This window comes from Kribbella sp. VKM Ac-2571 (genome assembly GCF_004362255.1).
Taxonomy (GTDB): Bacteria; Actinomycetota; Actinomycetes; order Propionibacteriales; family Kribbellaceae; genus Kribbella; species Kribbella pratensis.
The window spans coordinates 336,493-361,326 of sequence record NZ_SNWS01000005.1; the positions used below are offsets into that span (position 1 = coordinate 336,493).

The 24,834-nt window shown below is 67.5% G+C and carries 28 protein-coding genes; 15 read left to right on the forward strand and 13 right to left on the reverse strand.

Annotated elements, in window-relative coordinates:
* Positions 1–8: 8 nt before the first annotated feature.
* Complete coding sequence (locus EV651_RS14155; protein WP_133785605.1) at positions 9–761, reverse strand: ParA family protein; 753 nt, start codon at positions 759–761, stop codon at positions 9–11.
* Between the two features lie 150 nt (positions 762–911).
* Here EV651_RS14155 and EV651_RS14160 point away from each other — a divergent pair, with 150 nt between their 5' ends.
* The gene (locus tag EV651_RS14160; protein ID WP_133785606.1) at positions 912–1,787 is read left to right on the forward strand and encodes an alpha/beta fold hydrolase; all 876 of its coding nucleotides are present in this window, start codon (positions 912–914) and stop codon (positions 1,785–1,787) included.
* On the opposite strand, the gene EV651_RS14165 is transcribed toward EV651_RS14160, so the two are convergent.
* Together EV651_RS14165 and EV651_RS14170 are read right to left on the reverse strand one after the other, a co-directional pair.
* Positions 1,780–2,844, reverse strand: a complete 1,065-nt coding sequence (locus EV651_RS14165) for a hypothetical protein (RefSeq protein WP_133785607.1) — start codon at positions 2,842–2,844, stop codon at positions 1,780–1,782. The two genes, EV651_RS14160 and EV651_RS14165, sit on opposite strands and share 8 nt — an antisense overlap.
* Positions 2,841–3,374 carry an RNA polymerase sigma factor gene (locus EV651_RS14170; protein WP_133785608.1) on the reverse strand — a complete coding sequence of 178 codons (534 nt, stop codon included), beginning with the start codon at positions 3,372–3,374 and terminating at the stop codon, positions 2,841–2,843. Before EV651_RS14170 ends, EV651_RS14165 begins: the two co-directional genes overlap by 4 nt.
* A 373-nt stretch (positions 3,375–3,747) precedes the next feature.
* Between EV651_RS14170 and EV651_RS14175 the strand changes: the two genes are divergently transcribed.
* From EV651_RS14175 to EV651_RS14190, 4 genes are all read left to right on the forward strand, one after another.
* On the forward strand, positions 3,748–4,380 hold the full coding sequence (locus EV651_RS14175) for a hypothetical protein (protein WP_133785609.1): 633 nt from the start codon (positions 3,748–3,750) through the stop codon (positions 4,378–4,380).
* Positions 4,377–4,688 carry a hypothetical protein gene (locus EV651_RS14180; RefSeq protein WP_133785610.1) on the forward strand — a complete coding sequence of 104 codons (312 nt, stop codon included), beginning with the start codon at positions 4,377–4,379 and terminating at the stop codon, positions 4,686–4,688. The genes EV651_RS14175 and EV651_RS14180 overlap by 4 nt, the downstream gene beginning before the upstream one ends.
* 9 nt (positions 4,689–4,697) lie before the next feature.
* A complete protein-coding gene (locus EV651_RS14185) occupies positions 4,698–5,012 on the forward strand; it encodes a hypothetical protein (protein WP_133785611.1) in 315 nt (104 codons plus the stop codon).
* A 501-nt stretch (positions 5,013–5,513) separates the two neighbouring features.
* On the forward strand, positions 5,514–6,371 hold the full coding sequence (locus EV651_RS14190; RefSeq protein ID WP_133785612.1) for a hypothetical protein: 858 nt from the start codon (positions 5,514–5,516) through the stop codon (positions 6,369–6,371).
* Positions 6,372–6,639: 268 nt separating this feature from the next.
* Here EV651_RS14190 and EV651_RS14195 read toward each other — a convergent pair whose 3' ends face one another.
* The 7 genes from EV651_RS14195 to EV651_RS14225 all read right to left on the reverse strand — a co-directional run bounded on the left by EV651_RS14195 (position 6,640) and on the right by EV651_RS14225 (position 12,845).
* A complete protein-coding gene (locus EV651_RS14195) occupies positions 6,640–7,587 on the reverse strand; it encodes an ATP-binding cassette domain-containing protein (protein WP_133785613.1) in 948 nt (315 codons plus the stop codon).
* A 4-nt stretch (positions 7,588–7,591) separates the two neighbouring features.
* On the reverse strand, positions 7,592–8,407 hold the full coding sequence (locus EV651_RS14200; protein ID WP_238156879.1) for an ABC transporter permease: 816 nt from the start codon (positions 8,405–8,407) through the stop codon (positions 7,592–7,594).
* On the reverse strand, positions 8,400–9,197 hold the full coding sequence (locus tag EV651_RS14205; RefSeq protein ID WP_202870328.1) for an ABC-2 family transporter protein: 798 nt from the start codon (positions 9,195–9,197) through the stop codon (positions 8,400–8,402). The genes EV651_RS14200 and EV651_RS14205 overlap by 8 nt, the downstream gene beginning before the upstream one ends.
* Before the next feature lie 242 nt (positions 9,198–9,439).
* Complete coding sequence (locus EV651_RS14210) at positions 9,440–10,285, reverse strand: alpha/beta fold hydrolase (RefSeq protein WP_133785615.1); 846 nt, start codon at positions 10,283–10,285, stop codon at positions 9,440–9,442.
* A gap of 181 nt (positions 10,286–10,466) precedes the next feature.
* A complete protein-coding gene (locus EV651_RS14215) occupies positions 10,467–11,336 on the reverse strand; it encodes a PD-(D/E)XK nuclease family protein (protein ID WP_133785616.1) in 870 nt (289 codons plus the stop codon).
* A 13-nt stretch (positions 11,337–11,349) separates the two neighbouring features.
* On the reverse strand, positions 11,350–11,967 hold the full coding sequence (locus tag EV651_RS14220) for a MarC family protein (RefSeq protein WP_133785617.1): 618 nt from the start codon (positions 11,965–11,967) through the stop codon (positions 11,350–11,352).
* Entirely contained in the window at positions 11,964–12,845 is an 882-nt protein-coding gene (locus EV651_RS14225; protein ID WP_133785618.1) for a PHP domain-containing protein, read from the reverse strand. The genes EV651_RS14220 and EV651_RS14225 overlap by 4 nt, the downstream gene beginning before the upstream one ends.
* A 106-nt stretch (positions 12,846–12,951) precedes the next feature.
* On the opposite strand from EV651_RS14225, the gene EV651_RS14230 reads away from it, so the two are divergent.
* Positions 12,952–13,350, forward strand: coding sequence for an NUDIX hydrolase (locus EV651_RS14230; protein WP_133785619.1), 399 nt, complete (start codon positions 12,952–12,954; stop codon positions 13,348–13,350).
* Here EV651_RS14230 and EV651_RS14235 read toward each other — a convergent pair.
* Positions 13,347–14,063, reverse strand: coding sequence for a helix-turn-helix transcriptional regulator (locus EV651_RS14235; protein WP_133785620.1), 717 nt, complete (start codon positions 14,061–14,063; stop codon positions 13,347–13,349). The two genes, EV651_RS14230 and EV651_RS14235, sit on opposite strands and share 4 nt — an antisense overlap.
* An 86-nt stretch (positions 14,064–14,149) precedes the next feature.
* On the opposite strand from EV651_RS14235, the gene EV651_RS14240 reads away from it, so the two are divergent.
* Positions 14,150–14,977 carry an NAD(P)H-binding protein gene (locus EV651_RS14240; protein ID WP_133785621.1) on the forward strand — a complete coding sequence of 276 codons (828 nt, stop codon included), beginning with the start codon at positions 14,150–14,152 and terminating at the stop codon, positions 14,975–14,977.
* A gap of 103 nt (positions 14,978–15,080) precedes the next feature.
* Complete coding sequence (locus EV651_RS14245; RefSeq protein ID WP_133785622.1) at positions 15,081–15,833, forward strand: GNAT family N-acetyltransferase; 753 nt, start codon at positions 15,081–15,083, stop codon at positions 15,831–15,833.
* On the opposite strand, the gene EV651_RS14250 is transcribed toward EV651_RS14245, so the two are convergent.
* Positions 15,815–16,333, reverse strand: a complete 519-nt coding sequence (locus EV651_RS14250) for a DUF4267 domain-containing protein (RefSeq protein ID WP_133785623.1) — start codon at positions 16,331–16,333, stop codon at positions 15,815–15,817. The genes EV651_RS14245 and EV651_RS14250 overlap by 19 nt on opposite strands.
* 176 nt (positions 16,334–16,509) lie before the next feature.
* On the opposite strand from EV651_RS14250, the gene EV651_RS14255 reads away from it, so the two are divergent.
* The gene (locus EV651_RS14255; protein ID WP_133785624.1) at positions 16,510–17,106 is read left to right on the forward strand and encodes a TetR/AcrR family transcriptional regulator; all 597 of its coding nucleotides are present in this window, start codon (positions 16,510–16,512) and stop codon (positions 17,104–17,106) included.
* A gap of 79 nt (positions 17,107–17,185) precedes the next feature.
* Entirely contained in the window at positions 17,186–18,166 is a 981-nt protein-coding gene (locus tag EV651_RS14260; protein ID WP_133785625.1) for a type IV toxin-antitoxin system AbiEi family antitoxin domain-containing protein, read from the forward strand.
* Between the two features lie 20 nt (positions 18,167–18,186).
* On the opposite strand, the gene EV651_RS14265 is transcribed toward EV651_RS14260, so the two are convergent.
* Positions 18,187–18,762, reverse strand: a complete 576-nt coding sequence (locus EV651_RS14265; RefSeq protein WP_133785626.1) for a histidine phosphatase family protein — start codon at positions 18,760–18,762, stop codon at positions 18,187–18,189.
* Positions 18,763–18,877: 115 nt separating this feature from the next.
* Between EV651_RS14265 and EV651_RS14270 the strand changes: the two genes are divergently transcribed.
* The 5 genes from EV651_RS14270 (at position 18,878) to EV651_RS14290 (ending at position 24,825) form a co-directional block, all read left to right on the forward strand.
* On the forward strand, positions 18,878–19,978 hold the full coding sequence (locus EV651_RS14270) for a LacI family DNA-binding transcriptional regulator (RefSeq protein WP_133785627.1): 1,101 nt from the start codon (positions 18,878–18,880) through the stop codon (positions 19,976–19,978).
* Between the two features lie 18 nt (positions 19,979–19,996).
* The gene (locus tag EV651_RS14275; RefSeq protein WP_133785628.1) at positions 19,997–21,292 is read left to right on the forward strand and encodes a sugar ABC transporter substrate-binding protein; all 1,296 of its coding nucleotides are present in this window, start codon (positions 19,997–19,999) and stop codon (positions 21,290–21,292) included.
* A gap of 362 nt (positions 21,293–21,654) precedes the next feature.
* A complete protein-coding gene (locus EV651_RS14280) occupies positions 21,655–22,428 on the forward strand; it encodes a carbohydrate ABC transporter permease (protein WP_238156880.1) in 774 nt (257 codons plus the stop codon).
* Entirely contained in the window at positions 22,428–23,240 is an 813-nt protein-coding gene (locus EV651_RS14285) for a carbohydrate ABC transporter permease (RefSeq protein WP_133785629.1), read from the forward strand. The genes EV651_RS14280 and EV651_RS14285 overlap by 1 nt, the downstream gene beginning before the upstream one ends.
* Before the next feature lie 10 nt (positions 23,241–23,250).
* Entirely contained in the window at positions 23,251–24,825 is a 1,575-nt protein-coding gene (locus EV651_RS14290) for a glucoamylase family protein (RefSeq protein WP_133785630.1), read from the forward strand.
* Positions 24,826–24,834: the final 9 nt, after the last annotated feature.

The window sequence follows — 24,834 nt, forward strand, 5'->3', positions numbered from 1 at the left end:
AGCAGGGGTCAGTGGAGCAGTGCGCCGGCCAACGCCCGGTAGGCCTTCGCACCGGGCGAGGCCGGCGCCGTGCTGAGTACGGTCTCTCCGATCGCGGGCGCCTCCGCGAACCGGATCGACTTCGGGATCGCCGGCTGCAGCACGTCCAACGAGTACGTGTCCGCGATCGTCTCCAGGACGGTGCGGGCGTGCGTCGTGCGTCCGTCGTACAGGGTCGGGAGCACACCGAGCACCCGCAGGCTGGGGTTGGTCAGCCGTTGTACGTCGTGCACCGTGTCGAGTAGTTGCCCTACGCCACGATGTGCCAACGTCTCGCACTGCAAGGGAATCAGCACGTCTGACGCCGCCGACAGCGCGTTCACGGTGAGCAGGCCGAGCGTGGGTGGGCAGTCCACGATGATCCAGTCGTACGACGTTCGCAGCGGGCGCAGTGCGGTCCGCAGTACCTGCTCTGGACTGCTCTCCCGGGCCAGCTGTACGTCGGCGGTCGCCAACGCGATCGTCGCGGGCAGCAGGTCCGGGGCGTCGTCCAGCTCGATCAGCACGTCGTGGGCGCGCACACCGCCGAGCAAGACGTGGTGGATCGACTTGTCCAGGTCCTCGGGGTCGATGCCGACCGAGAACGTCAGACAGGCCTGTGGATCGAGGTCGACCAGCAGCACCCGTTGACCGAGCTCGACCAGGGCTGCGCCGAGGGTGGCGACGGTGGTCGTCTTGGCGACGCCGCCCTTCTGATTCGCGACCGCGAGAGTGCGAGGCACCCGGCCATTGTGCCGTACCGCGGAACACCGACCACACCGCGTACCGAACGACGGGTAGAGGTACGCCTCGCCGACTCCGTACTCGCCTGACACACTCCGCCGGCACCTGCCCGCGGGCGACCACTACCCGTTCGTCGGTACGCTCTACTTGTGAGTACGCCGCGTACGTTGACGCTGCCCGACGGGGTGCGCCCCGAGACCCTCGAGACCGACCGTGGTGCGTTCGCCACACTGACCGCCGTACCGGAGCTCGGTACACCGCTCGGCACGGTCCTGCTCGTGCCGGGGTGGACGGGGAGCAAGGAGGACTTCACTCCCCTGGTCGACCACCTGTGCCGGTACGGGTGGCGCGCGGTGGCTGTCGACCAACGTGGTCAGTACGAGACCACAGGTCCGTCCGACAAGTCGGCGTACTCGCTGGCGGAGCTGGGCGCGGACGTGGTGGCGATGAGCAAGGCGCTGGGCGGGTACAGCCAGCTGGTCGGGCACTCGTTCGGCGGGCTCGTAGCGCGTGAGGCAGTGCTGACCGACCCTTCGGTGTTCTCCACGATCAGCCTGCTCTGCTCGGGACCTGCCGCGTTCACCGACGAGGCGACGCTGCAGAGCCTGCAGATGCTCGCGTTCGGGCTGGAGAACCTGCCCATCGAGCAGGTGTACGACATGAAGCTCGACCACGACAGCAAGGGCCGTGCGTACGTCGCTCCGCCTGAGGACGTCGCAGCGTTCCTGCGGAAGCGGTTCACCGGCAACGTGCCGACCAGCCTGGCCGAGATCACTCGCCGGCTGACGGACGCGGAGGACAAGACCGATCAGCTCGCGAAGTCCGGCGTACGCGCACAGGTGCTGTACGGCGAGAGCGACGACGGCTGGCCGATCCCGGTACAGCAGGCGATGGCGGCAGCGCTTGGGGTGGAGGCGGAGGTCATTCCCGACGCGGGCCACTCACCAGCCATCGACCAGCCCGCAGCAACCGCCCGCCTCCTCGTGGACTTCTTCCACAACTACCCGAGCCTGACGACTACTTGACCGGTCGGACCTGCGGCCGGATGTCGAGCAACTCCAACCCGGCCGGAGCGAGGGCCGTCTTCACCTGCTCGGTGTAGACCAGCACCTGGATCGGTGCCGCGGTTCCCGACGTTCCAGCGCCTCCGTACGCGAATACACCGAAGTCTCGCTTGGCCACGATCTGATCGATGGCCTTCCCGACGCGTTCGCTGTCGGCGTTGCTCATCAGGACCGGCGCCACACAGAGGTTGCCGCTGTACACCTTCTCGAACGCCTCGCGGAACGCAGCGAGATCACCGTGCGCCACGCCGGCCATCATCACCACGGGCGCACCACGAGAGGTGCCGTTCGGGTAGAAGGTGATCGGGCCGTACACCTGATCGGCGTGTGCGGCGAGGAACGCCTGCACCGCAGCGGAGGCGATGTTGCTCGGCTTCGACGGCCAGCCGCCGGCCGGAGCCGCGCACGGGAGCTTCGGCAGACCGGTCGGGGTCTCCTTGATCGGCTCCGACACTTGCTGTACGTCGATCGCGCGGTCGCGCCAGATGCCGGTGACCGCCGCATAGCCGGTGCGGACGCCCTTGATCGTTCTGGCACCGACGACCTGGTCCATGCTCAGGCCGTTGAGCTGCACCGCGAAGTCGCCGGGGCACTTCGGCGCCGGCTCCTTGCCGGGCGGATAACCGATCGCCGTCTCCGCCAGCGGTGCACAGAAGACCGGAGTCTTGCCCGGGGCAGCGATGATCCTGCCGCTCACCCGCACCTTGTCGCCCGGCTTCACCAGGAGATCATCGTTGCCTTGAGCAAACGACTCCGGGGTCCCGGCGCCGGCAGGGGCACTGGCGACCGGACTGGCCGGGGCTTCTGCCGTCGGGGTCTTCGGGTTCGGGAGTACGGCGATGACGCCGGCCGCGACCACCGCCACACTGGCCGCGGCGAGCGCGGGCACCCAGCGACGGTGCTTGCGGCCGCCGCTCAGCATGTACTCGAGATCAGGCTCCGGCGGCGCCTCCTGATCAGCCCGCCAGCGAGCCCCGGCGCGGGTCAACAGGTCGTCGACTTCATCGGTCTGCTTCATTCGGTCACCTCCAGGAGGGTGCGGAGTCGGTTACGCGCGTCGGAGAGGGTGGATTTCACGGTGCCTTCGGAGCAGCCCATGACAGCGGCGGTGTCGGCGATCGACAGGTCGGCGAAGTAGTAGCAGTCGACCGCGAGCCGCTGCCGTGCCGACAGCGACATGATCGCGTGGTCGACGTCCATCCGGGCGTCGAGATCCGGTCGCGACACCGGCGCGCCGGTGACCTCGTCGATCAGCGACAAGGACGTGCCACCCGGGCGCATCCGGCGTACCGCCTTCCGGGCCTGATCCGCCGTGATCGCGAGCAGCCAGGCAGACGGCGTACCGCGGCTGGCATCGTACTGCGACCGCTTGGCCCACGCCCGCGCGAGCGCCTCCTGCACGATGTCGTCCCGATCCGCCCCCACCGCGAGCCGCCCCGCCAACCGCGCCATCGCCACCAGATGCGGTCGCACCCACGCGACGAACCCAGGCCCGTCCCCCGGCGGCCCCTGCACCCCCACCACCGGCTCACCCGTCATCGTCGGCATACCTTCTCTACCCCCGATCAGCCCACCCGGTTGGGTCCTACCCGCATTTCAACGACCCCACCACCCCAAGGTCACCACCCCCACCCATTCCGTAACCCACCCGAGTTATCCACAGATCCCAAATCCCGCCCCACAACCCCCGCCCAACTCCCTACGGTCAAAGAACAACCCAACCGACCAAGGGGACCAGATGCCAGGCGCCCCAGCCCTACCACCCACCCCAAAATCCCTCCACGAAGCCCTCAACAACACCCGCCCCCTCGACTGGGGCGCCGCCCAACCATCCACAGCCGAAATCAGCCGCCGGTACGGTCCCGAAGCAACCGAGCGGAGCCTGCGCCTTCTCGAACAGGCAGCGGCTGTGGAACCCACCGTGACCGCTCAGTTCCTCGACTCACTTCCGTCAGGCACCATGCCGTACCAGCTGGACCGCCGAGTCAAGTCACCAGAGTCCCTCGCGCGCAAGCTTGCCGACTGGATGGACGCCGACCAGCACCTCCCGATCGACGACGTACTGCGTTACACGGCGCTGACCGAGAATCCTGACGAACTGGTCGCGGCAGCTCGGCAAACCGTCGACGAGCTGAACAGTCACGACTGGCACGTCAGGACAGCGATGCACTCGTACACCGAAGGTTCGAGGTACAAGGGCATCCATGCGGGCATGACGATCTCAGGGTGTCCGCGTGTCGAGGTCCAGTTCCATTCGGTCGCGTCCGCGAAGGTCAAGGAGATGACAACGCCCTGGTACGAGATCGAGCGCAGCGCGACCGCCACGTTGGAGGAGCGTACGGAGGCCAGGCAGCGGTCCGTGGAGGCCTCGAGGACGTTGGCGCCTCCACAGGGGATCGACGGGTTGACGAAACTGGGCGGAACACGGGTTCAGGTGAACAACTACAGTGACTCCAGGCTGCGCCCTGTGGACAACGGGCGTGGGACACCACGAGGCGAGCGGCAGACGCCACGCACCACCGCGTTCTACAAGACTGATGGGATTGTGCGATGAGGCTCTACTTGGTCAAGGAAGAGGAGCGCTTGGTGTGGGTTGCTGCCCTGGCGCATGAGGTGATGTATTCGTATGTCGCGAACACCGGGAAGTTCCACAACAACAATGCCTTGCGCAACGACTTCTACATGGTACGCGACCTCGACTATGAGCCGATCGGGCCAGCGGAGGCTCGGCGGCTGATCGATCAGGGGGTCGGCATGCTCGACGAGACTCGTTCCGCGACGTCACTCGCCAAGTGGCGGGCAGACCCCAATCCACTCGCCCTCTCCGACGTGCTCGCCATGGCCGCCGGCTCCAACGAGTAGGCGGCCGGCGTGACACGGCTGTTTCTTGTGAGTCAGGGTGAGCGGCGGATCTGGGTGGCGGCGTTGGTGGAGGAGGATGTTTGGACGTATGTCGGGAACACCGGGAAGTTCCACTACAACGAGGGTGCCCGGCATGACTACTACTTTCTCAACGGGTTGCAGTACGTCGACATCGGGATCGCGGAGGCCAAACGCCTGATCCAGGCTGGTGTCGGTACGGTCGACGAGGACGTACTCCCGGACTCCGTCCACCGCTGGCGTGAGGATCCCAAGGGCATGGACCCCGAGGTGGTCTTCGCCTCGATGGCCGCCGACCTCGCCTAGCAGAGGCGTCGGCTGGGGAGGTTTCCTGCCCGATTCGGGTAGACAACCCTCCCCAAATGGCCGGCTCGTCGACCTCGCACGGGTGCGTCGACCTCGCAGAGCCAATGCTCATCCGCCGTCATGCCGAGTCGTGGCGTTTGTCTGGTCGCCGAAACCGCGAGTCGTGGATCGAGGCTGCTGTCAGGCGCAATCAACCGCCGAAATCCACGACTCGAGAGACGGTGGCCGGGATCGGGTGGCGGGATGGGAGCGGAGAGGATCGTCTGGGGGATGGCGGATCATCTGGGCGAGTGGCGGGCTGACTTGCGGGGCTTGGAGGCGGGGCAGGTGTTCGCGGGCGGGGTCGCCGAGCTGAGCTCAAGTGCGCGGGCGGGCTGGGAGCTTGTGGGGTTGTAGTTTGCGGGGGTGGAGATGATTTCGGGGCGGTGTTTTCCAACGCCTGATGTTGTGAAGACGGAGAACAATCCGGCTGCTTGGGATCAGTTGGGTGGGTTTGCTGCGGTGCAGGCTGCGGAGGCCAATGCTGCGTTGGGGGTGTTGGCGGAGCGGTTGGAGGGGGCGGGCTCGCAGGCGGAGCGGGTTGCGGCGTTCGAGGCGGCGTACCGGCATGTGGCGGAGTGGCGGTACCAGGTTGCGGTGCAGGGGCAGTGGACCCGGCCGTACGCGGATGCGGACGATGTCCGGGCGACGATCGGCGAGGGTGGGTACATGCGGTACCGGTTGTCGCCAGGTACGGGTGGTCGCGAGCCGGGGTCGCCCGCGTGGAAGTTGCTGTCCGAGCTGGAGCAGGTTGCTCTGGAGCGGATGGGCCAGGATCATCACTTGCAGAACGTCGTGACGTTGCGCGACGGGACCACGGTGAACGGGAACCAGTTGCACTACATCGCCGCGCCGCGGGATCCGTCGACGGGTGAACCCTATCCGGGGCATGCGGACCAGGTGATAACGCAGACCGCGGCGTACGCGGATCGGGAGGTACTGCGGCGGGCGTCGTTCGAGGCGCTGGCCGAGTTGGAGGGGGCGCGGGCTGAGGGTACGGCGGATGTACAGGATCCTGCGCAACGGCAGGCGTTCGCGGATGCGGCGTACTTCCTGGTGCAGGGGCCGGAGTTCAGGCGCGGGAGTGATGCGATCATGCGGACGTTCCTGGCGACCGCGCACACCCGGGTGTTCGACGCGGCGCCGGTGTTGCCGCAGGCAGTCGATCTGGACGGGATGGTGCGCGGCCAGGAGGGCTTCAACCGGGTGATGCACGAGCAACTCCGCCTCGCCCCGGCACCAACCGTCAACGAGCCAGCCGCCGCAACCACCGAACGGGCAACCCCCACAAGAACCCGCCCCGACGGCCTCACCCGCTAACCCGCCGGCGCCCCGCCCCCATCTCCCCGCCCGAGCAGCCTCGCCCGCAAACTCGCTGGAACCCCCGCCCCACCGTCAACCCGCCCCAGCAGCCTCGCCCGCTAACCCGTCGGCGCCTCGCCCCGCCGTACCCGCCCGAGCAGCTTCGCCCATCCGACCGCCGAGCGCGCCTCGCCCATGGCCCGCCGAGCGCCCCCCAACACAAGAACCCGCCCAGGGGGCCTCGTTCGCTGACCAGCCGGGCTGCATAAACCTGCGCCAAACCGGATTATGCGGAGTTGTAGAGCTGGGTGATGACGGATTCGATGGTGGGTTCGGAGACGGAGAGGTCTACGAGCGGGTAGTTGGCGGCGATCTGGGCCAGGAGAGGTGCCGCGCTGGTGCTGGTCGGGAATGTGAGGTGCTGGCGGGGACCGTCGACCTTCACGACGGTGGCCCCGGCGACCTCGATGGGTGGCAGGGATGCGGCCAGGTCCACGACGAGTGTGCGCGGCGCGGACTGGCTGGACTTCAACCCGTGCAGGGTTCCGTCGAAGATCTGGTGGCCGTGGTCGATGACCATCACCCGGGTGCAGAGTGCCTCGATGTCGTCGAGGTCGTGGGTGGTGAGGATGATCGTCGTACGGCGTTCCGCGTTGATCTGGGCCAGGAACTCGCGGAGCCGTGCCTTGCTGATCACGTCCAGCCCGATCGTTGGCTCGTCCAAGTAGACGATCTCGGGATCGTGCAGCAGCGCCGCCGCGATGTCGCCGCGCATCCGCTGCCCGAGCGACAACTGGCGAACGGGTACGTCGAGCAGATCGCGAAGATCGAGCAGCTCCACGAAGGTCGCGAGGTTCTCCCGGTGACGTGCGAGCGGTACGTCGTACATCTTCTGCAGCACCGCGAACGAGTCCTTCAACGGCAGGTCCCACCATAAGGTGGTTCGTTGGCCGAAGACGACGCCGATGCGACGAGCGAGCCTCAGCCGATGCCGCGACGGGTCCACCCCGGCCACGCGGATCGAGCCGCCGGACGGCACCAGGATCCCGGTGAGCATCTTGATCGTGGTGGACTTCCCGGCCCCGTTCGGCCCGATGTATCCCATCACCTCCCCCGGTTCGACGCTGAACGTCATACCGTCCACCGCCCGCACTTCCCGCCGGGTACGGCGGAACCCGGATCGCGACGTGACGGTGAAGGCCCGCGACACGTCCTCCAACTCGATAACACGCATGGTTTCAGCTCCCTGTACTGCGATAACGACGAAGACCGCCTCGCCACGCCAGCGATGCCAGCACGACCATCAGCACCGCTACCAGCGGCGACAGCAGCCCGATCCAGGACGGCAACCCCAACGGTGGCTGCTTGCCCAGCACGTAGAGCACCGGGTAGTAGTTGACGAAGGCAATCGGTACGACGAACGTGACGGCCCGCACGATCTGCGTGCCGAAGATCGCCAGCGGGTACTGCGTCATCGTCTGCCCGCCGTAGGTGAACGAGTTCGTAACCTCTGCGGAGTCCGTCGACACGAACTGGAACGCGGCGCCGAGCACGAAGATCGCGGCGAAGATCACCGACCCGGCGAGCATCGAGATCACCAGCATGATGCCGCGGGCAACGGTCCAGTCGACGTGCAGCCGGCTGAGCGCGAACGCCAGCACGGTCCCGGCCTGGATCGGCCGGCCGATCCGCCGCAGGGCGAATCCGTCCGCCGCGGCCTGCAGGAACGACGGCACCGGCCGGATCAGGTAGGCGTCGAACGCCCCGGTCCGGATCCGCTCCCCGACCCGCTCGATCGACCCGGTGAACAGGTCCGCGATCCCGAGCGTCATCGAGGCCGTTGCGTACAGCAAAGCCATCTCCGCCAGCGAGAACCCGCCGAACGACGAGATGTGGCTGAACATCAGCACGATCGCGACGAAGTCCATCACGGTCAGCACCATGGAGCCGAACAGCATCAGCACGAACGACGTCGGATAGGCCATCGACGACCGGATCCACATCAGGACAAGCATCCAGTACTGCGACGGCGCCCGGAGCAGTCGTTCAACCACCCTGGATCACCACCTTCCGGGTCGCCACCGATGTCACCAGCTGCGCGGCGAGCAGCAGGACCGCGATCCAACCGAGCTGGAACAGCAGCGCCGAACCGATGCCGCCGGGGTTCCGGCCGAGCCAGATGTCGATCGGCACCTGTATGGTCGCGGCCCACGGTGTCGCTCGTGCGACGTCACCGAGCCAGCCCGGGAAGACCACCAGCGGCAGGATCATCCCCGAGAAGAACGTCGACAGCACCAGCGCCAGCTGTTCCGTCCCGCGGGTGTCAGTGATCCAGAACCCGGACAACGCGACCAGGTACCGGATGCCGAAGCTGATCAGGATCGCCAGGAACACGCCGGCCGCCACCGCGAGCCAACTCAGCGGTGCTGAAGGGAACTTGAGATCGAACACCAGCGCCCCCGCGAGCAGCGGCACCCCGCCGCGCACCAGCAACTGGAACATCGCCCGCCCGAGGTCGACGGACAGCCACCACAGCAGCAGGTGCGTCGGCCGGTACAGGTCGACCGCGATCTCGCCGCTGCGCACCCGCTCCCCCAGCTCCCCCGTCGTCGTGGCGCCCCAGATCCCGACCGGCATCAGCAGTCCCTGCTGCAGCCAGACGAACGTGAGCGCATCGGACACGTCGTACCCACCGAGCCCGGGTCGCTCGTGCCACAGCGTCAGGTAGATGCCGCAGAGGATGAATCCGAAGACCGTGTTGGTGAACGCGCCGGACGCCGTGGCGACCCGGTACGTCGAGAACCGCCGGAACGACCGTACGGCGATCGCCCAATACACGCCCACTGCAACCTCCTCTCGAAATCCAGGTGATGTCCGAGAGCACAGCGGCACGCAGAACCGCCCCGAATCTGGAAAGACCCGGGGGTTCGGACACCACTGTGACGGCATGGCTGAACCACACCGATTGTCAAAGGCAGAAGAGGGACGGTACGCCGGACCTCGGGCTTGCGTCAACACAAATAACCGGCCCGGACGTGGGACCCCTCAGACCCACGCCCGGGCCGGTGCCCGGAAAATACAGGAACCTACAGGGTCTCGCTCTTGAGCAGATGAGCGAGGTGGGTGGCGAACGGTCCCGGGTGGCTGGCGTACCCGCCGTGCCCGCCCGGGAACATGACCACCGGCCAGCCGAGGTGGTCCGCGATGACCTCGATCGGCCGCCCCGGAAGATGCCTGTACGACTCCAGCCCGGCCGCCGGGACGATGCGATCGGCCGCCCGCTTCAACGCGTCCAGATCCGGCTCGTACCGGGTGAACGGCAACAACTTGTGTTCGTAGAAGTTGGCCGCGTTCGCCTGCATCCGCTCCGCGAGTTCGCGGTACTCCGGCAGCAGGTCCTCCATCGGCGGCATCGCGTCGTCGTCCATGCCGGTGCCCATCATGAACACCACGTCGGCCGCCGTCAGCCCGTCCTTGCGATACGTCTCGTACACGTCGGCGAAGAACGCCCGCGCGTCGTCCGCGTCGGAGCCCGGCAGTACTTCGGTGCACGGCGGCTCGTGCGCGACCAGCATCCGCACCCGCTCGGGGTGGCGCGTGATCAGCTCGAGCCCGGTGATCGCGCCGGAGCTGGTGCCGAACACGTACGCCGGTTCGCTGCCGGCGACCGCATCGATCAGGGCCAGCGCGTCCGCGGCCGACTGCGCGAGGGTCTCGTCCGTCGCGTCCCCGACGTACTCGCTGCGGGAGTTGCCGCGCGGATCGTAGGTCACCACGGTGTACTCGGCGGCGAGCTGCCCGACCATCCCACAGAACACCCCGGCGTCGGTCCCGCCGCCCGCGATCAGCAACAGCACCGGCCCCGAGCCGGCGACCTCGTAGTGCAGCGTTGCCCCCGGCACCGCCAATTTGTTCACAGTCTTCGCACCCATCAGGCGGACCCCTTTCGTTCCCCTTCAGGCTCCACCCACCCGCTGGCACCCCACGCACACGGCGCTGGCACGGCGGCAGCTCTACAGGAGGTGTCCGCCGATCGACCCGCCCGTCAGGCGTGCGCACCCGCCCGCTGACCTGGCAATGGGCGTATACGTCCTGTCGAGCTGGCGCGGAAACTCAGCCGGCCTCTTCGAGGGGGATCGGTGATGGCTCGTCGAGGCCTGCCCAGGGGTCGCGGGTGGGGGCTTCGCGGCGGCCTTGGGGGCAGATTTTGGCGAAGTCGCACCAGCCACACAGTGGGGACGGCTCCGGCGGGAAGGCCTCGTCGGCCTCTGCGGGGGTCAGTCCCTCCGCCCACTTCGCTTCGGCGGCGGCCGCGTCGTCGGCCATCGACTCGGCGCGTTTCTGGTGCCGCGCGAGCGAGGCCTCGTCGTGGTCCGCGGCCGCGACGGTTTTGGTCGGCAGGTGGTGAAGCTCGACACGCGTGCACGGCTTGTGCAGGACACGGCGCGCGCCGAGCACATAAAGGGCCATCGCCAACGAGGACCGGGCGTCGACGGCGGTCAGGGGCCGGCGGCCGGTCTTGTAGTCGACGATCGCCAGCTCGGTCCCACCGCTCCCGTCCCGCGCCGGCCGCTCGTCGATCCGGTCCACCCGCCCGCGCAGCGAGGCCCGCTCGGTGGTGAAGGCAACGGTGCGCTCCACTCCGCGAGGTTCGTAGTACGGATCGGAATCCCGCAGGTACCCGAGCACCATCTCGGTCGACCGGTCCCGCCAGTCCAGCGACTGCTGCTCGTCGCGGAACCCCTCGCTGCGCCAGCTCGACCGCATCTTCGCGACGACCTCGTCCGGAGTACGGCGGGACGCGGGCCAGCGTCCGAAGAAGTCGGCCAGCACCTCGTGGACGATCGCGCCGACCGTGTTGTGCGCCCACGGCGGACCCTTGGGCGGCCGCGGCGTCTCGAGGTACGTGTACCGGTATTTCCGCTTGCAGTCCGCGAACGTCAGCAGCTTCGTCGGCGTCGCGACGAACAACCGCTTCGGCATTCCGGGAAGCACGTCACCCCGCCTTGATGAAGTCGGTGACCGCGTCAGCGACCAGTTGTACGGCGATGGCGCTCAGCAGCAGACCGGCGATCCGGGTGACGAGCAGTACGCCGTTCTCCCCCAGGATCCGCATGATGACGCCGGAGAACCGCAGCGTCAGCCACATCACCAGATGGATCGCGATGATGCCGATCGAGATCGCGACCACGTCCGGCAACGAGCCGTTGGCCCGCTGCACGAAGACCATCGTGGCCACGATCGCGCCCGGCCCGGCGAGCAACGGCGTACCGAGCGGAACGAACGCGATGTTCACGTTCTTGGTCTGCACCGGGTCCTCGGCGGTGTCGGTCAGCAACTGCAGCGCGATCAGCAGGAGCAGCAGGCCGCCGGCGCACTGCAGCGCGGGCAGCGTGATCCCCAGGCGGTGCAGAATCTGTTGCCCGAACGCCGCAAACACCACGATGACGCCGAACGCGACCAGCACGGCCTGCCAGGCCGCCTTCTTCCGCACCGCGCGGGACTGGCCGGCGGTGAGTGAGATGAACAACGGCACGGTGCCCGGCGGGTCCATGATCACGAACAGCGTGACGAAGACCGAGCTGAACAGGCCGAGGTTGATGACACTGTTCACGGCAGGTAGGCCTCGGGAACAACAGAGCCGGAGGCCGCGGCGTTGGTCTTGGCAACGTCCAGCAGGCGCTCGAACTGCTCGGGCTCGGTGGAGTTCACGCCCAGGTCGTGATCGATCTTGCCAAGGCCGTGGTGGTCGCTGGAACCGGTGTAGATGATGCCGAGGTTCCTTGCGATGGCCCGCAACGCCTCCCGCGACGCCGGCGAGTGGTCCTGGTGGTCGACCTCGATACCCGCCAGACCGTGGTCCGCGACCAGGCCGGCCAGGTTTTCCTCGGTCATGACCTTGTAGCTCGACCGTCCCCACGGGTGCGCGATCACCGGCACGCCACCGGCCGCACGGACCAGCTCGATCGCAGCGCCCGGCTCGAGCGCGTAGTGCGGCACGTGGCCGGCGCGGCCGTCGGCGAGGAACCGGTCGAACGCCTCGCTGCGGTTGGCGACCGTCCCGTTCGCAACCAGTGCGTCGGCAACGTGCGGCCGGCCGACCGACGGCGTACCCGTCGCCTGGGCCAGCACTTCGTCGACGGTGAGCGGTACGCCGATGCTGTTCAGCCGAGCCACGATCGTCGGAATCCGGTCGGTGCGGCCCTCGCGAACCACCTGCAGGTCCTTGGCGAGCGGGACGTAGGTCGGGTCGGCAAGGTAGGCGAGCAGGTGAACGCTGATCCCGTTGAGCTTGCAGGAAATCTCCAGCCCCGGGACGAACCCGATGCCGAGCTCCTCGGCGGCCCGCCGGCCGTCCACCCAGCCGTCGGCGGTGTCGTGGTCGGTGAGCGCGATCACATCGAGCCCGGCCTGCTGCGCGTGCCTCATCAGGACGTCCACCGTGTCGGTGCCGTCCGAACGGTTCGAGTGGGTGTGCAGGTCGATGCGCACGATGCGGGCCGCGTCCCTTCGCCGACGTCAACTGTCACCGCTGATGCTAGCCGCGTTCATCTCCGGGGCCTGGCACTTGTGCACAGAACGCCTATCCTCGGGGTGCATGGAGCGCGTCGACTGCGTAGGTGCCCTGGTGTACGACGAGCAGCACCGGTTGCTCGTCGTACGGCGAGCGCATGATCCCGGCCGGGGACTCTGGTCGATTCCTGGCGGCCGGGTCGAGTCCGGTGAGGACGATCCGACCGCGGTCGCGCGAGAGGTCGCGGAGGAGACCGGGCTGACCGTCGAGGTCGGCGATCTCGTGGGCGAGGTCGAACGGCCAGGCCCGCGCGGACAGCTGTACGTGATTCGCGACTACGCGGCGACTGCCGTGGGCGGCACGCTCACGGCCGGTGACGACGCGTCGGAAGCGCGGTTCGTGACCCGCTCCGAGTTCGCGGCTCTCCCGACCACGACGCTGCTCGTTTCCACGTTGGAGCAGTGGAACGCGCTGCCCGGCTAACAGGTGCTCAAGGGCACACGGCCGGTTGCGTAGGCCTCGGGAGTGACCCGCATCAGGGAGCGAAAGTCAGCGATCAGGTGTGACTGGTCGGTGTAGCCGGCGCACGCCGCGGCGTCGGACCAGGAGCGGCGAGCCTGCGCGATCACGGTACGTACGCGGGTGATCCGGGCGAAGTGCTTGGGCGACACACCGACTGCCTCGCGGAACACACGCCGCAGATACCGCTCGCTCACCCCGAGGCGCTGAGCGGTCTCTCCTACTGTGCGTGGTGCTCCCCCTGCTCCCAGCTCGGCGGCCGCCTCACCGACGAGCTCCAATCGATCCGGCAGGCGGCGCGGCAGTCGCCCGAGCAGGAAGTCGCCGAGAACCGCGGCGGCCTGCTCGGGTTCATCTTTGTAACTGGCCAGACGCCCGGCGAGAGCATTCGCCGACGGCCCGGTGAGGTCGCTCAGCGGGACGGTCCGGTCGACCAGTTCGTCAGCAGCCGCGCCGAGCAACGGCAGCGCACGGCCCGGGCGGATCCGGAGTCTCAGGCACACCGGCAGATCCTTCGAGGTGTGGTACGCCGCTTTGGTGCGCGGTCCTGCGATCAGTACGTCGCTCTCGCCGGCGCGCGTCATCCGCCAGACCACCGTGGTCGCGGGGTCCGGCGGGAGGACGGTGATCGGCGTCGTTGGCGCCTGCAGCGTGACGTTCTCGATCCAAGGGTGCACGCCTTCGAGCGTAACCAGCTCATCCGGGAGTTCCGTAGTACCGAAACTTCCTATCCACTGGTCGTTCGGTTGGTCAGGGTGGCGGCATGATTCTGATCACGGGTGCGACCGGCACCGTCGGCAGTGAGCTCAGCCGGCAACTGATTGCCCGCGGCATCCCGGTGCGCCGGATGACGCGAAAAGCCCTTCCAGGCTTCGTCCAGGGTGACTTCGAGGATCCGGTTTCGTTGCGAAAGGCAATCGATGGAGTTGACACAGTTTTCCTGCTGAGCGCGCCGGGACCATGGGTGCCGGATCACGACCGGGCTCTGGTCGCGGTCGCGATCGACGCCGGAGTGCACCGGATCGTGAAGTTGTCGGCGATCGGGAGCACCGACGAGGGGATGCCGGCGAACTGGCATGCGGCCGGCGAGCATGCGGTGCGCGACAGCGGCCTGGCGTGGACGATCCTGCGGCCAACCGGCTTCGCGTCGAACGTGCTGCGCTGGTTGCCGGCTGTGCGCACCGGCCAGCCGATTCCCAACCAGACCGGGGACGGTCAGCACGCGTTCGTCGACCCCGCGGACGTCGCAGCGGTCGCGGCCGAGGCCCTGGTCTCCGGAGCCCACGATGAGCGCGTCTACACGCTGACAGGCCCTGCATTGTTGAGCGTTCCGGACCAGGTAGCGGTGATGTCGGATGTACTCGGGCTGGCGTTGCGGGTGGTCGACGTACCGCTGGAGGTCTATGCGGAACAACTGCGGTCGGCAGGTCTGGACGAATCGGTGGTCTCCGTTGCCCTACGAGGCGCGGCCCTGATCCGGAGCGGCGGCGAGCGGACGCTGACGAACGACGTACAGCAGGTTCTTGGCCGGCCAGCCAGAACCTTCCGGCAATGGATCGAGACGCACCGCACTCTGTTCAGTAGCACTTAGACAACGCTGACGTCGACGACGCTGCGCGTAATAGACGAGACTCAGGTGGCGTGGATGGACGACACTGGGGCGACGCATGGTCGACGAGGCTCAGGTGGTTCGGATGGACGACGCTGATGTGGTGCGGGCGATCGAGGACAACGCGGCCGAGTTGCTGATGGCGATGGGCGCCGCGGGCGGTGGGTCGCAGCGGGTCGACGACCTTGCGGAGTGGACGATCGGTGGATCGCCGATCGACTATCACAACGCGGTGGTGCGGGCGTCTTCTGTGGACGTGGTTGCGGAATCCCTGGCGGAGTTGAAGAAACACGGTGTACCGGGGAACTGGCATGTCGGGCCGTCGATGCCGATCGACGGCGCGTCCCTGACCGCGGCGGGGTTCGTCGCGGCTGGGTCGGAGCCGGGGATGGCGGTGCGGATCTCGGAGCTGGTCGCGCCCCGCGCCGTACCGGGGCTGTCGTTGACGCGGGTGCAGGACGACGAGGCGTTGGCGGTGTGGGAAGCGACGCTCGGGCAGGGGTTCGGCGAGGGCGAGCGCGAGGCGCAGTGGGTGGCGTCGGTGTACCAGAAGCTCGGGTACGACGACCCGTGGCGGCACTACCTCGGATGGCTGGACGGTACGCCGGTCGCGACCGCCACGGTGTACCTCGGGGCGGGCGTTGCCGGGCTGTACTTCGTGATGACGGTGCCGGAAGCGCGCCGACGCGGGATCGGTGCAGCAATCACGTACGACGTACTGCGTGCAGCAGGCACGCAGTACGCCGTACTGGAATCCTCCCCGGCAGGACGGCCCGTATACGAGACCCTCGGCTTCCACGAGTACTGCACCATCGACCTCTACGAGTGGACCGGCTGAACGGCCTCACCGGTCCGAACGGTCTCGCCTGTCTGGGCGGTGTCGTCGGTCCGGGCGGTGTCACCCGTGTCGCCTGTCTGGGCGGTGTCGTCGGTCCGGGCGGTGTCGGGGGTAGGGCGTTCGCGGAGCAGTAGGACTGCGTCGAAGAGGACGACGAGTGCTGTGAGTCCGTGAATGCCGAGTGCCGTGGCCGCCGGGCCGTGGTGTGTGAAGACCGTGATCATGTCGATGATCGGAACGATCGTGGTGATCGCCAGAACGACCCCCGTCGAGCGCCGCTGGCCGAGCGCGAACAGGGCCAGGATGACGAGGCCGAGGGCGATGTCGCGAACGCCCTTCACCGCGAAGTACCCGGCGGCGGTGCCGGTCGGCCACGGGTCGATCCCGAACGACGCGGCGGCGCCGTCCCCGCCGAACAGCCCGTTGAACACGAACTGGGATCCGAACGTCAGCGGAAAGACACCCAGCAGAACCGTCAGGACGGTGGTAAAGCGGCGCATCGCAGTACTCCTCAACATCACAGGACTCCTCGACATCATGGGCAGAATCTAGCAGCGCTAGCTTTCCTAGCGATGCTAACCCTATCGCCGCTAGATTGTCTAGCGTTGCTAGATTGTCTAGCGCTGATAGAAGATCGAGCGTTGCTAGAGTGTCTAGCAGTGCTAGGATCCGGGCCATGCCGACTCAGTCACGTCGTGAACGGGCCCGTGCCGAGCGTCACGAGCTGATCCTCCGCACCGCCCGCGAGCTCGCCGAATCCATCGGCTGGGGCGCAGTCACGACCCGCCGTCTCGCCGAGGCCATCGACTACAGCCAGCCGGTCCTCTACGGCCACTTCGAGAACATGAACGCGATCGCCGACGCCGTCGCCATCCAGGGCATCGAAGAACTGATCGCCGTACTGCGCTATGCCCGCACAAGCGCACCCGACCCCGCGGCCGGACTCAGCGCACTGGCCAAGGCCTACCTCGAGTACGCGTCCAACCACCCGGCCGTCTACGAGGCGATCTTCGTCCGCCCGACCGACCTGGAATTCGCTAGCAGTGATAGCCCGCTGCTACTGAAGACCGCGTTCGGCGAGTTCCAGGCCGCGATCGAGCCCTTCGCCGCCGGCGAAGACCCCGAAACCCTCACCGAAGTCTTCTGGAGCGCCCTCCACGGCCAAGCCACCCTCGCCCACGCCCGCCGCCTTCGCCCCCGCCAAGGTGACGCCCGGCTTGAGCTCCTCCTATCCCGTCTTTCCGGAAAGAATTCGCCAGCCGGCGCAAAATAAGTTCCGGAAAGCAGCGGTCACCCCCGGTTGTCCACAGGCCGTACGACGGCCGCGCGCAAAATCGGTCACCCTTGAGCGCGTGGAGTGGTGGTGGGCGCAGCCGTTGCGCGAGAAGGGGATCGATGCGCTCATCCATGCCCAGGGCGGGATCGTCTCGCGAGCCCAACTGCTCGCGGCCAGCTGGTCCGAGCCGCGCATCAGACGACCGCTGCGCAACAAGCGCTGGCGAGCAGTGCATCCCGGCGTCTACGTCACGCACACAGGCCCGATCGGGTACGGCGAGCGCTTGCTGGCGGCCCTGTTGTACGCCGGGCCCGAGGCGGCGTGGAGTCATTACACTGCCGCAGAGCAGCTCGGTCTGATCAAGCCGGATCCGGAGCGTCGCGTGTACGTGACCATCCCGGAGCATCGGAAGGTCCTGCCCCGCAAAGGTCTCGTCATCCGTCGCGACGAGCACTGGGCCGCCCGTCTCGCCGCAGTCGCCCCACCGCGACGTACGCCCGCGGAAGCAGTCCTCGACATCGTGGGTATCGCGCCGTCGCTCGACGAGGCGGCCGCGGTCATCGCCGAGGCGTGTCAGAGCGGCCGCGTCGGCGCAGAGGACATCCTGGGCTCGCTCGCGCACCGCCCACGTCTGCGACATCGCAGCAGTCTCCGGCCGATCATCGCCGACGTCGTCGCCGGATCACACTCGCTGCTGGAGATTCGGTACACACGGGACGTCGAGCGTCGCCACGGTCTGCCACGCGGACAACGGCAGCGATCCGTCGACGGCGAGTTCACGGACGTGCACTACACCGGGTTCGGTCTGAACGTCGAGCTCGACGGGCGCCTCCATCTCGTGCCACAGCAGAGGTGGCGTGACCTCGACCGGGACAATCGCGCCACGCTGCGGACCGAGGCAACGCTGCGCTACGGGTGGTTCGACGTCACGAACCGGGCGTGTGATGCCGCCGTACAGGTGCTTCAGGTACTTCGTCGTACGAACCCGTCCCTCGACGCCACCCCCTGCGCACCCAGGTGCGCCGTCGCCGCTTTCCGGAACATTTCTGCCAGCTAGTGCAAGAAATGTTCCGGAAATCAGCTGTTCCAGCGCAACACCGCTGGGGAGCCTCGTTCCCAGCCCAGGGTGGAGATGGTGGCGGTGTTGAGGACGAAGTGGCGGCCTTCGGTGACGTCGAGTTCCAGCCAGCGGGCCGTGAGGCCGCGGAGGGCGTGGGAGTGGCCGAAGACGAGGACGTCTCCGGGTACGGCGGCCAGGCGGGCGTTGACGCGGTCGAGACGGGCGGCGACCTCGGCGGGTGTTTCGCCGTTGGGTATCGGATCGTCCCAGACTGTCCAGCCAGGGACGGTCTCGCGGATCTGTGCAGTGGTGATGCCCTCGTAGTCGCCGTAGTTCCACTCGACCAGGTCGTCGTCGACCTCCGCGTCGGGGAAGCCCGCGAGTTCCGCCGTACGCCGGGCGCGCTGCCGCGGTGATGTCAGCACCAGGTCGAAGGACTCCTCCGCCAATCGGTCCCGCAGACTCGCGGCGACGCGCTCGCCCTCGGGGGTCAGCGGGAGGTCGGTGACGGACGTGTGCCGGCCCGACCTGCTCCAATCGGTTTCGCCGTGCCGGACCAGGAAGACCCGGTCTTTGCGCTCCTGTGTGGTCACGCCTGCATCCTCGCAGACCGCAGATCCACCGGCGCCGAACCCTTGACCGTTCGATCGATACAAGGCAAGGTGTAAAAACTGTAAGCGCTTCCACTTTGCCTCAGGAGCGAACCCAGTGCCTTCCGGACCCACCGGCCGGCCGGCGACGATCTACGACGTCGCGGCCCGCGCGAAGCTGTCGATCGCGACGGTTTCGCGTGTCCTGCAAGGGACCGGACCGGTGTCGGCGAAGGCACGGGAGCGGGTGGACCAGGCGGCGCGCGAGCTGAACTACGTACCGCTGCGGGCCGCGCGGAGTCTCGCCGTACAGCGGCACGAGGCGCACGGGCTCGTGCTGCCGGATCTCGCCGGTCCGTTCTACGGCGACCTGCTGATGGGGTACGAGCGCTGGGCCGGTGAACACGGTCAGAGCGTCGTCATCACCGTCACGCACGGCAACCCGGATCCGCGGCGCACGGTGATGGACCTGGCCGGGCGGGTCGACGGGATCGTTGTCCACGGCAACGCTCTCGATCTGCCGACGGTGCAGGGGTTGCGGAAGGCCGGCGTACCGGTTGTGCTGATCGCGCATCCGCCCGTCACCGGATGCGACTCGGTGCGGAGCGAGAGCGCGGCGAGTGCCGAGCAGCTCACTACCAGACTGCTTGATCACGGGCGCGAGAGTCTTCTGTTCGTTGGTGACCCGGCCAGCTCGTACGACGTTTCCGAGCGGTACGCCGGGTTTGCGAAGGCGCATGAGCTCCGCGGGTTGCAGGTGCCCAAGCCGGTGCGGGTCCCGTTGACCGAGGAGGCCGGACGGACGGTCGCCGAGAAGATGCTCCAGGCAATCACTCGCGCTGCGCACGGCGCGAGCGCGGAGAGCGGGGCAAGCGCGGGCATCGGGGAGGAGTCGAGTGGGTCGGGGGGCCGGCCTGATGGGCTTGTTTGTGCGAATGACGAGTTGGCGCTGGCGGTGCTGGCGCTGTTCGGTGCGCATGGCGTCGGGGTGCCTGGGGAGATTGTCGTGACCGGGTGGGACGACGTGATGGCGGCTCGGTATGTGTCGCCGGGGTTGACGACTGTGCGGCAGCCGATGGCCGAGTTGGGGCGGGTGGCCGCGGAACGGCTGCACGAGCGGGTGACCGGGGCTCGGACCCGGGCGCGCAACGACGTACTGGCAACAGAACTGGTGCTGCGGGACAGCTGCGGCACAAACCCGGGGGATGCACAGCAGTAACTAGTGAGGAGACAACACATGTTCACCCACAGCATCCGCCGCCGGCTGGTGATCGGCAGCGCTGCACTGACCGCGACAGCGCTCGCCTTGGCCGGGTGTGGACGGTCCGAGGACACGCCGAGCGGCGGGTCGCAACCGACGACCAGTGTCAGCGAGGGACCCGCGACCGGGAACCTGACCGTCTGGGCGATGGGCACGGAGGGCGAGAACCTGCCCAAGCTGATGGAGCAGTTCAAGCAGGCCAACCCGGGCGTCAACGTGACCGTCACGCCGATCCCCTGGGATGCGGCACACAACAAGTTCACGACCGCGATCACCGCGAACACGCTGCCCGACGCGGCCATGGTCGGCACCACCTGGATGGGTGAGTTCGCCGACCTCGGTGCGCTCGATCCGACACCGCAGGGCTTCGACAACTCCGGGTTCTACGAGGGCGCGCTCGACACCACGAAGGTCGGCGGGACGCAGTACGGCGTTCCCTGGTACGTCGAGACGCGGCTGGTGTTCTACCGCAAGGATCTCGCTGCGAAGGCCGGGTTCAGTACGCCGCCGACCGACTGGGACGGGTTGAAGGCGATGGCCAAGGCGATGAAGGAGAAGGCCGGCGCGAAGTACGGGATCAACCTGCAGCCGGGCGGCGACGGTTCCTGGCAGACGGTGATGCCGTTCGCGTGGTCGGCCGGCGCGAACATCACCGGGGACGACCAGAAGGAGTTCACCTTCGACACCCCGGAGATGCAGGAGGGGCTGAAGTACTACCAGAGCTTCTTCACCGAGAAGCTGGCCGGCACCGACCTGCCGCCGAACCAGACCGAGGCGCAGTTCGTGAACGGGCAGGTGCCGATGTTCATCTCCGGTCCGTGGATGGCCGGGTCGGTGGCGAAGGCCGGCGGGGACGCGATCAAGCCGAGCATCGGGGTGTTCCAGATCCCGAAGAACAAGACGTCGACGTCGTTCGTCGGTGGGTCGGACTTCGTGGTGTTCAAGTCGTCGAAGAACAAGGACAGCGCCTGGAAGCTGGTCAAGTTCCTGTCCGATCCGAAGACGCAGGCGTCGTGGTTCAAGCTGTCGTCGGACCTGCCCGCGGTGAAGAGCGCGTGGGAGGACCCGAGTATCGCGTCCGATCCGCTGCTGCCGGTGTTCGGTAAGCAGCTCGAGGACGCCAAGGCGCCGCCGGCGATCGTGAACTGGGAGCAGGTCGCGAAGGCGTTCGACACCGAGATCGAGAAGATGGCCAAGTCCGGCCAGTCCCCCGCCGACACCGCCAAGGCGATCCAAACCAAGGCCAGCCAGATCGGCACCGGCGGTAGCTGATGAGCTCCAAGGAAACTGCCGGTCCGCCGGGTCTGCAGCCCGGCGGACCGGCGGGAGAAGAGGTGGGTGTGAGCGGAGGAGGTCGTCGGCCGGGGGACGGTGCGGGTGTGGGCGGTACGGGTGTGGCCGGTACGGGCGTGGGCGGTGCGGGTGTGGGAGGTGCTCGGCAGAGGGCTGGGGGGCCGCGAGAGGCTGGTGCGGGTGGTGGGACGGCTGTCCGTGCCTCCCGTCCGTCCGACGACGGATCACCTGGCCGGAGAGGGCGGCTTGACCGGCAGACCGCGGCGGCGTGGATCCTGGTCCTCCCGTTCGTCCTTCTCTTTCTGGCGTTTACCGCGGGGCCGGTGCTCGGTTCGTTTGGGATGTCGTTCACTGATATCAAGCAGCGGGATTTGCGGACGCCGTTCTCGGTGGACGGGGTTGGGTTCGACAACTATGTGAAGGCGTTGTCGGATGAGACGTTCCGCAAGGCGGCTTTCAACACGGCGTACTTCGTGATTGTCGGCGTCCCGTTGACGCTGGTGGTGGCGCTGGGGGCGGCGGTGCTGCTGGATCGTGGGGTCAAGCGGTTCCAGGCGCTGTTCAAGGTCGGCTACTACCTTCCCGTGGTGACGTCGATCGTCGCGATCGCGGTGATCTGGCGGTTCGTCCTGTCGCCCGACAACGGTCTGCTGAACACCGCGCTCGGCTGGGTCGGCATCGACGGCCCGAACTGGCTGGCGTCCAAGACCTGGGCGATGCCGTCGCTGATCGCGATGGCGGTGTGGCGGAACTTCGGCTCCGCGATGATCATCTTCCTGGCCGGTCTGCAGGGCATCCCGGAATCGGTCGAGGAGGCCGGTCAGATCGACGGTGCGGGCTCCTGGCAACGATTCCGGTACCTGATCCTGCCGTTGCTGCGGCCCACGGTCCTGTTCACGAGCGTCACCACCGGCATCGGGTACCTGCAGTTCTTCGAAGAGCCCTTCGTGATGACGCAGGGCGGTCCGCTGGACAGCACGATATCGGTGTCGATGGCGACGTACGACCAGTTCGGCTTCGGGAACTACGGGCTGGCGACGTCAATGGCATACATCCTGTTCGTCGTCATCGCGGTCGTCACGTTCATCCAGTTCCGGCTGCTGAGGGAGAAGTGATGCGCCGTACCTGGTGGATCTATCTGATCGGAGTGCTCGGCCTGATCGCCGTCGCGGCGCCGTTCCTGTGGATGGTGCTCGGCAGCTTCAAGACCCAGGGCGAGCTGCTCCGGGTCCCGCCGACGTGGTGGCCGGACCAGCCCACGTCGCAGAACTACAGCGACCTGTTCAGCAAGGCGAACTTCCCGCGTTACTTCCTCAACTCGACCCTGGTCGCGCTGGCCGTCACGGCCGGCAACCTGGTCTTCTGCTCGATGATCGGCTACGCGCTGGCGAAGTTGCGGTTCAAGGGCCGCAACGCGTTGTTCGTGCTGGTGATGGCCACGCTGATGATTCCCGGCATGGTCACGTTCGTCCCGCTGTTCGTCCTCGTCACCAACGCCGGGCTCGCGAACTCGTACCCCGGCCTGATCCTGCCGTTCCTTGTCTCGCCGTTCGGCGTGTTCCTGATGCGGCAGTTCTTCCTCGGGCTGCCCGACGACCTGATGGACGCCGGCCGCGTCGACGGCACCAGCGAGCTGGGCATCTTCGCCCGGATCATGCTGCCGCTGACCCGGCCCGCGCTGGCCACGCTCGGCATCCTCACCTTCCTCGGATCCTGGAACAACTTCCTCTGGCCGCTGGTGATCGCCCAGACCGAGGACAAGTACACGCTTCCCGTCGCCCTGGCGCTGTACTCGACCGGACAGAACGCGCAGAACTACGGCCTGTTGATGGCCGGCGCGGTCGTGGTCGTCCTACCGGTGCTGGTGATGTTCCTGGCCTTCCAGCGCCACGTCACGCGAGGCATAGCGATTACCGGACTCAAATAGGAGACCTCAGATGACCGCCATCATCAGTCGCCGCACAGTATTGGCCGCGGGCACCGCGGCAACCCTGATCGGAACCGCAACCCCCGCCTTCGGAGGAACGCCGTCGCCGGCGGAACTCTTGAAGGGCAACTGGACGCCGAGCCGCGAGGACAAAGCCACCGTAGGCCGGTGGGCTCGTGACACCTGGCGCAGCATCGTCGCGATGACCGACGAGCGCACCGGACTGCCCGCCGACAACATCGGCGAATCGGTGACCAACCCGGTGCGCAGCAGCTACACCTCCCCCACCAACATCGGCGGCTACCTGTGGAGCACGGTCGTCGCCAAGCACCTCGGCATCATCTCGCCGCAGGAGTCGCTGCGCCGCATCACGCAGACGCTGACGACGATGAAGAACGTCGTACATCACGAGCCGAGCGGCATGTACTTCAACTGGTACGACGAAGCCACCGGCGAGGTCCGGTACGTCGACCCTGACGGGACCAAGCCGATCACACCGTTCGTGTCGAGTGTCGACAACGGCTGGTTCACCTGCGCGTTGATGGTGGTCCGAAACGCCGAGCCGGGCGCCCGCGCCCTCGCGGACTCCCTGCTGAACAAGATGAACTTCGCGTTCTACTACAACCCCGCCGCTCGCCCGGGCGGACTGATGCGCGGCGGCTTCTTCGAGACCCCGCCGCCGGACGAGGAAACGGACAAGGGCAACCACGCCGGCGTCGGCCCGGACGTGTACTACCGCAAGTTCCACTACGACACCTGCAACACCGAGGCCAGGATCGCCGGGTACGTCGGATTCGCGCTCAACCAGGTCCCGCACACGCAGTACTTCGCGACGTACCGCACCTTCCCGGACAGCTGCGACTGGTCGTGGGTGGAGCAGAAGCCGAAGGGCGTGCACCGGACGTACCTCGGCCTCGACGTCTTTGAAGGCACGTACTCGTATCGCGGGATGCGGATCGTCCCGTCCTGGGGCGGTGACATGTTCGAGTCGCTGATGCCCGACCTGTTCGTCCCCGAGGCGACCTGGGCGCCGCGCAGCTGGGGTATCAACCACCCGCTCACGGTGCGGGCGCACATCGAGCACGGCCTCGAGGATGCGAAGTACGGCTACTGGGGCTTCTCGCCGGCCTCGAACCCCAAGGGCGGGTACTCCGTCTACGGCGTCGAGCCGCTCGGCATGGACCCGGGCGGCTACCCGTCCGACCTCGAGGGCACCAACTTCGACGGAGGCTTCGAGGGCTGCCGCGAAGGCACCAACCCGAACCCGACGTACGGCGACGGCGTCGTCACCCCGCACGCGGCGTTCCTGGCGATGGCGTACGCGCCGCGGCAGGCGATCGACAACCTGAGCAAGATCGAGAAGACCCTGCACGCGTACGGCGGTGGCGGGTTCTACGACTCGGTCGCGGTGAAGTCCGGGCTGATCGCGAAGCGGTACCTGTCGCTCGATCAGGCGATGGTGATGGGTGCCATCGGCAACGTGTTCGGCAACAACCTGATCCGGCGGAATTTCGCGAGCCGGACGGTGGAGAGCCGGATCCGTCCGCTGATCGGGATGGAGCAGTTCGAATCCGGCCTCGAGTAACGGGAGACG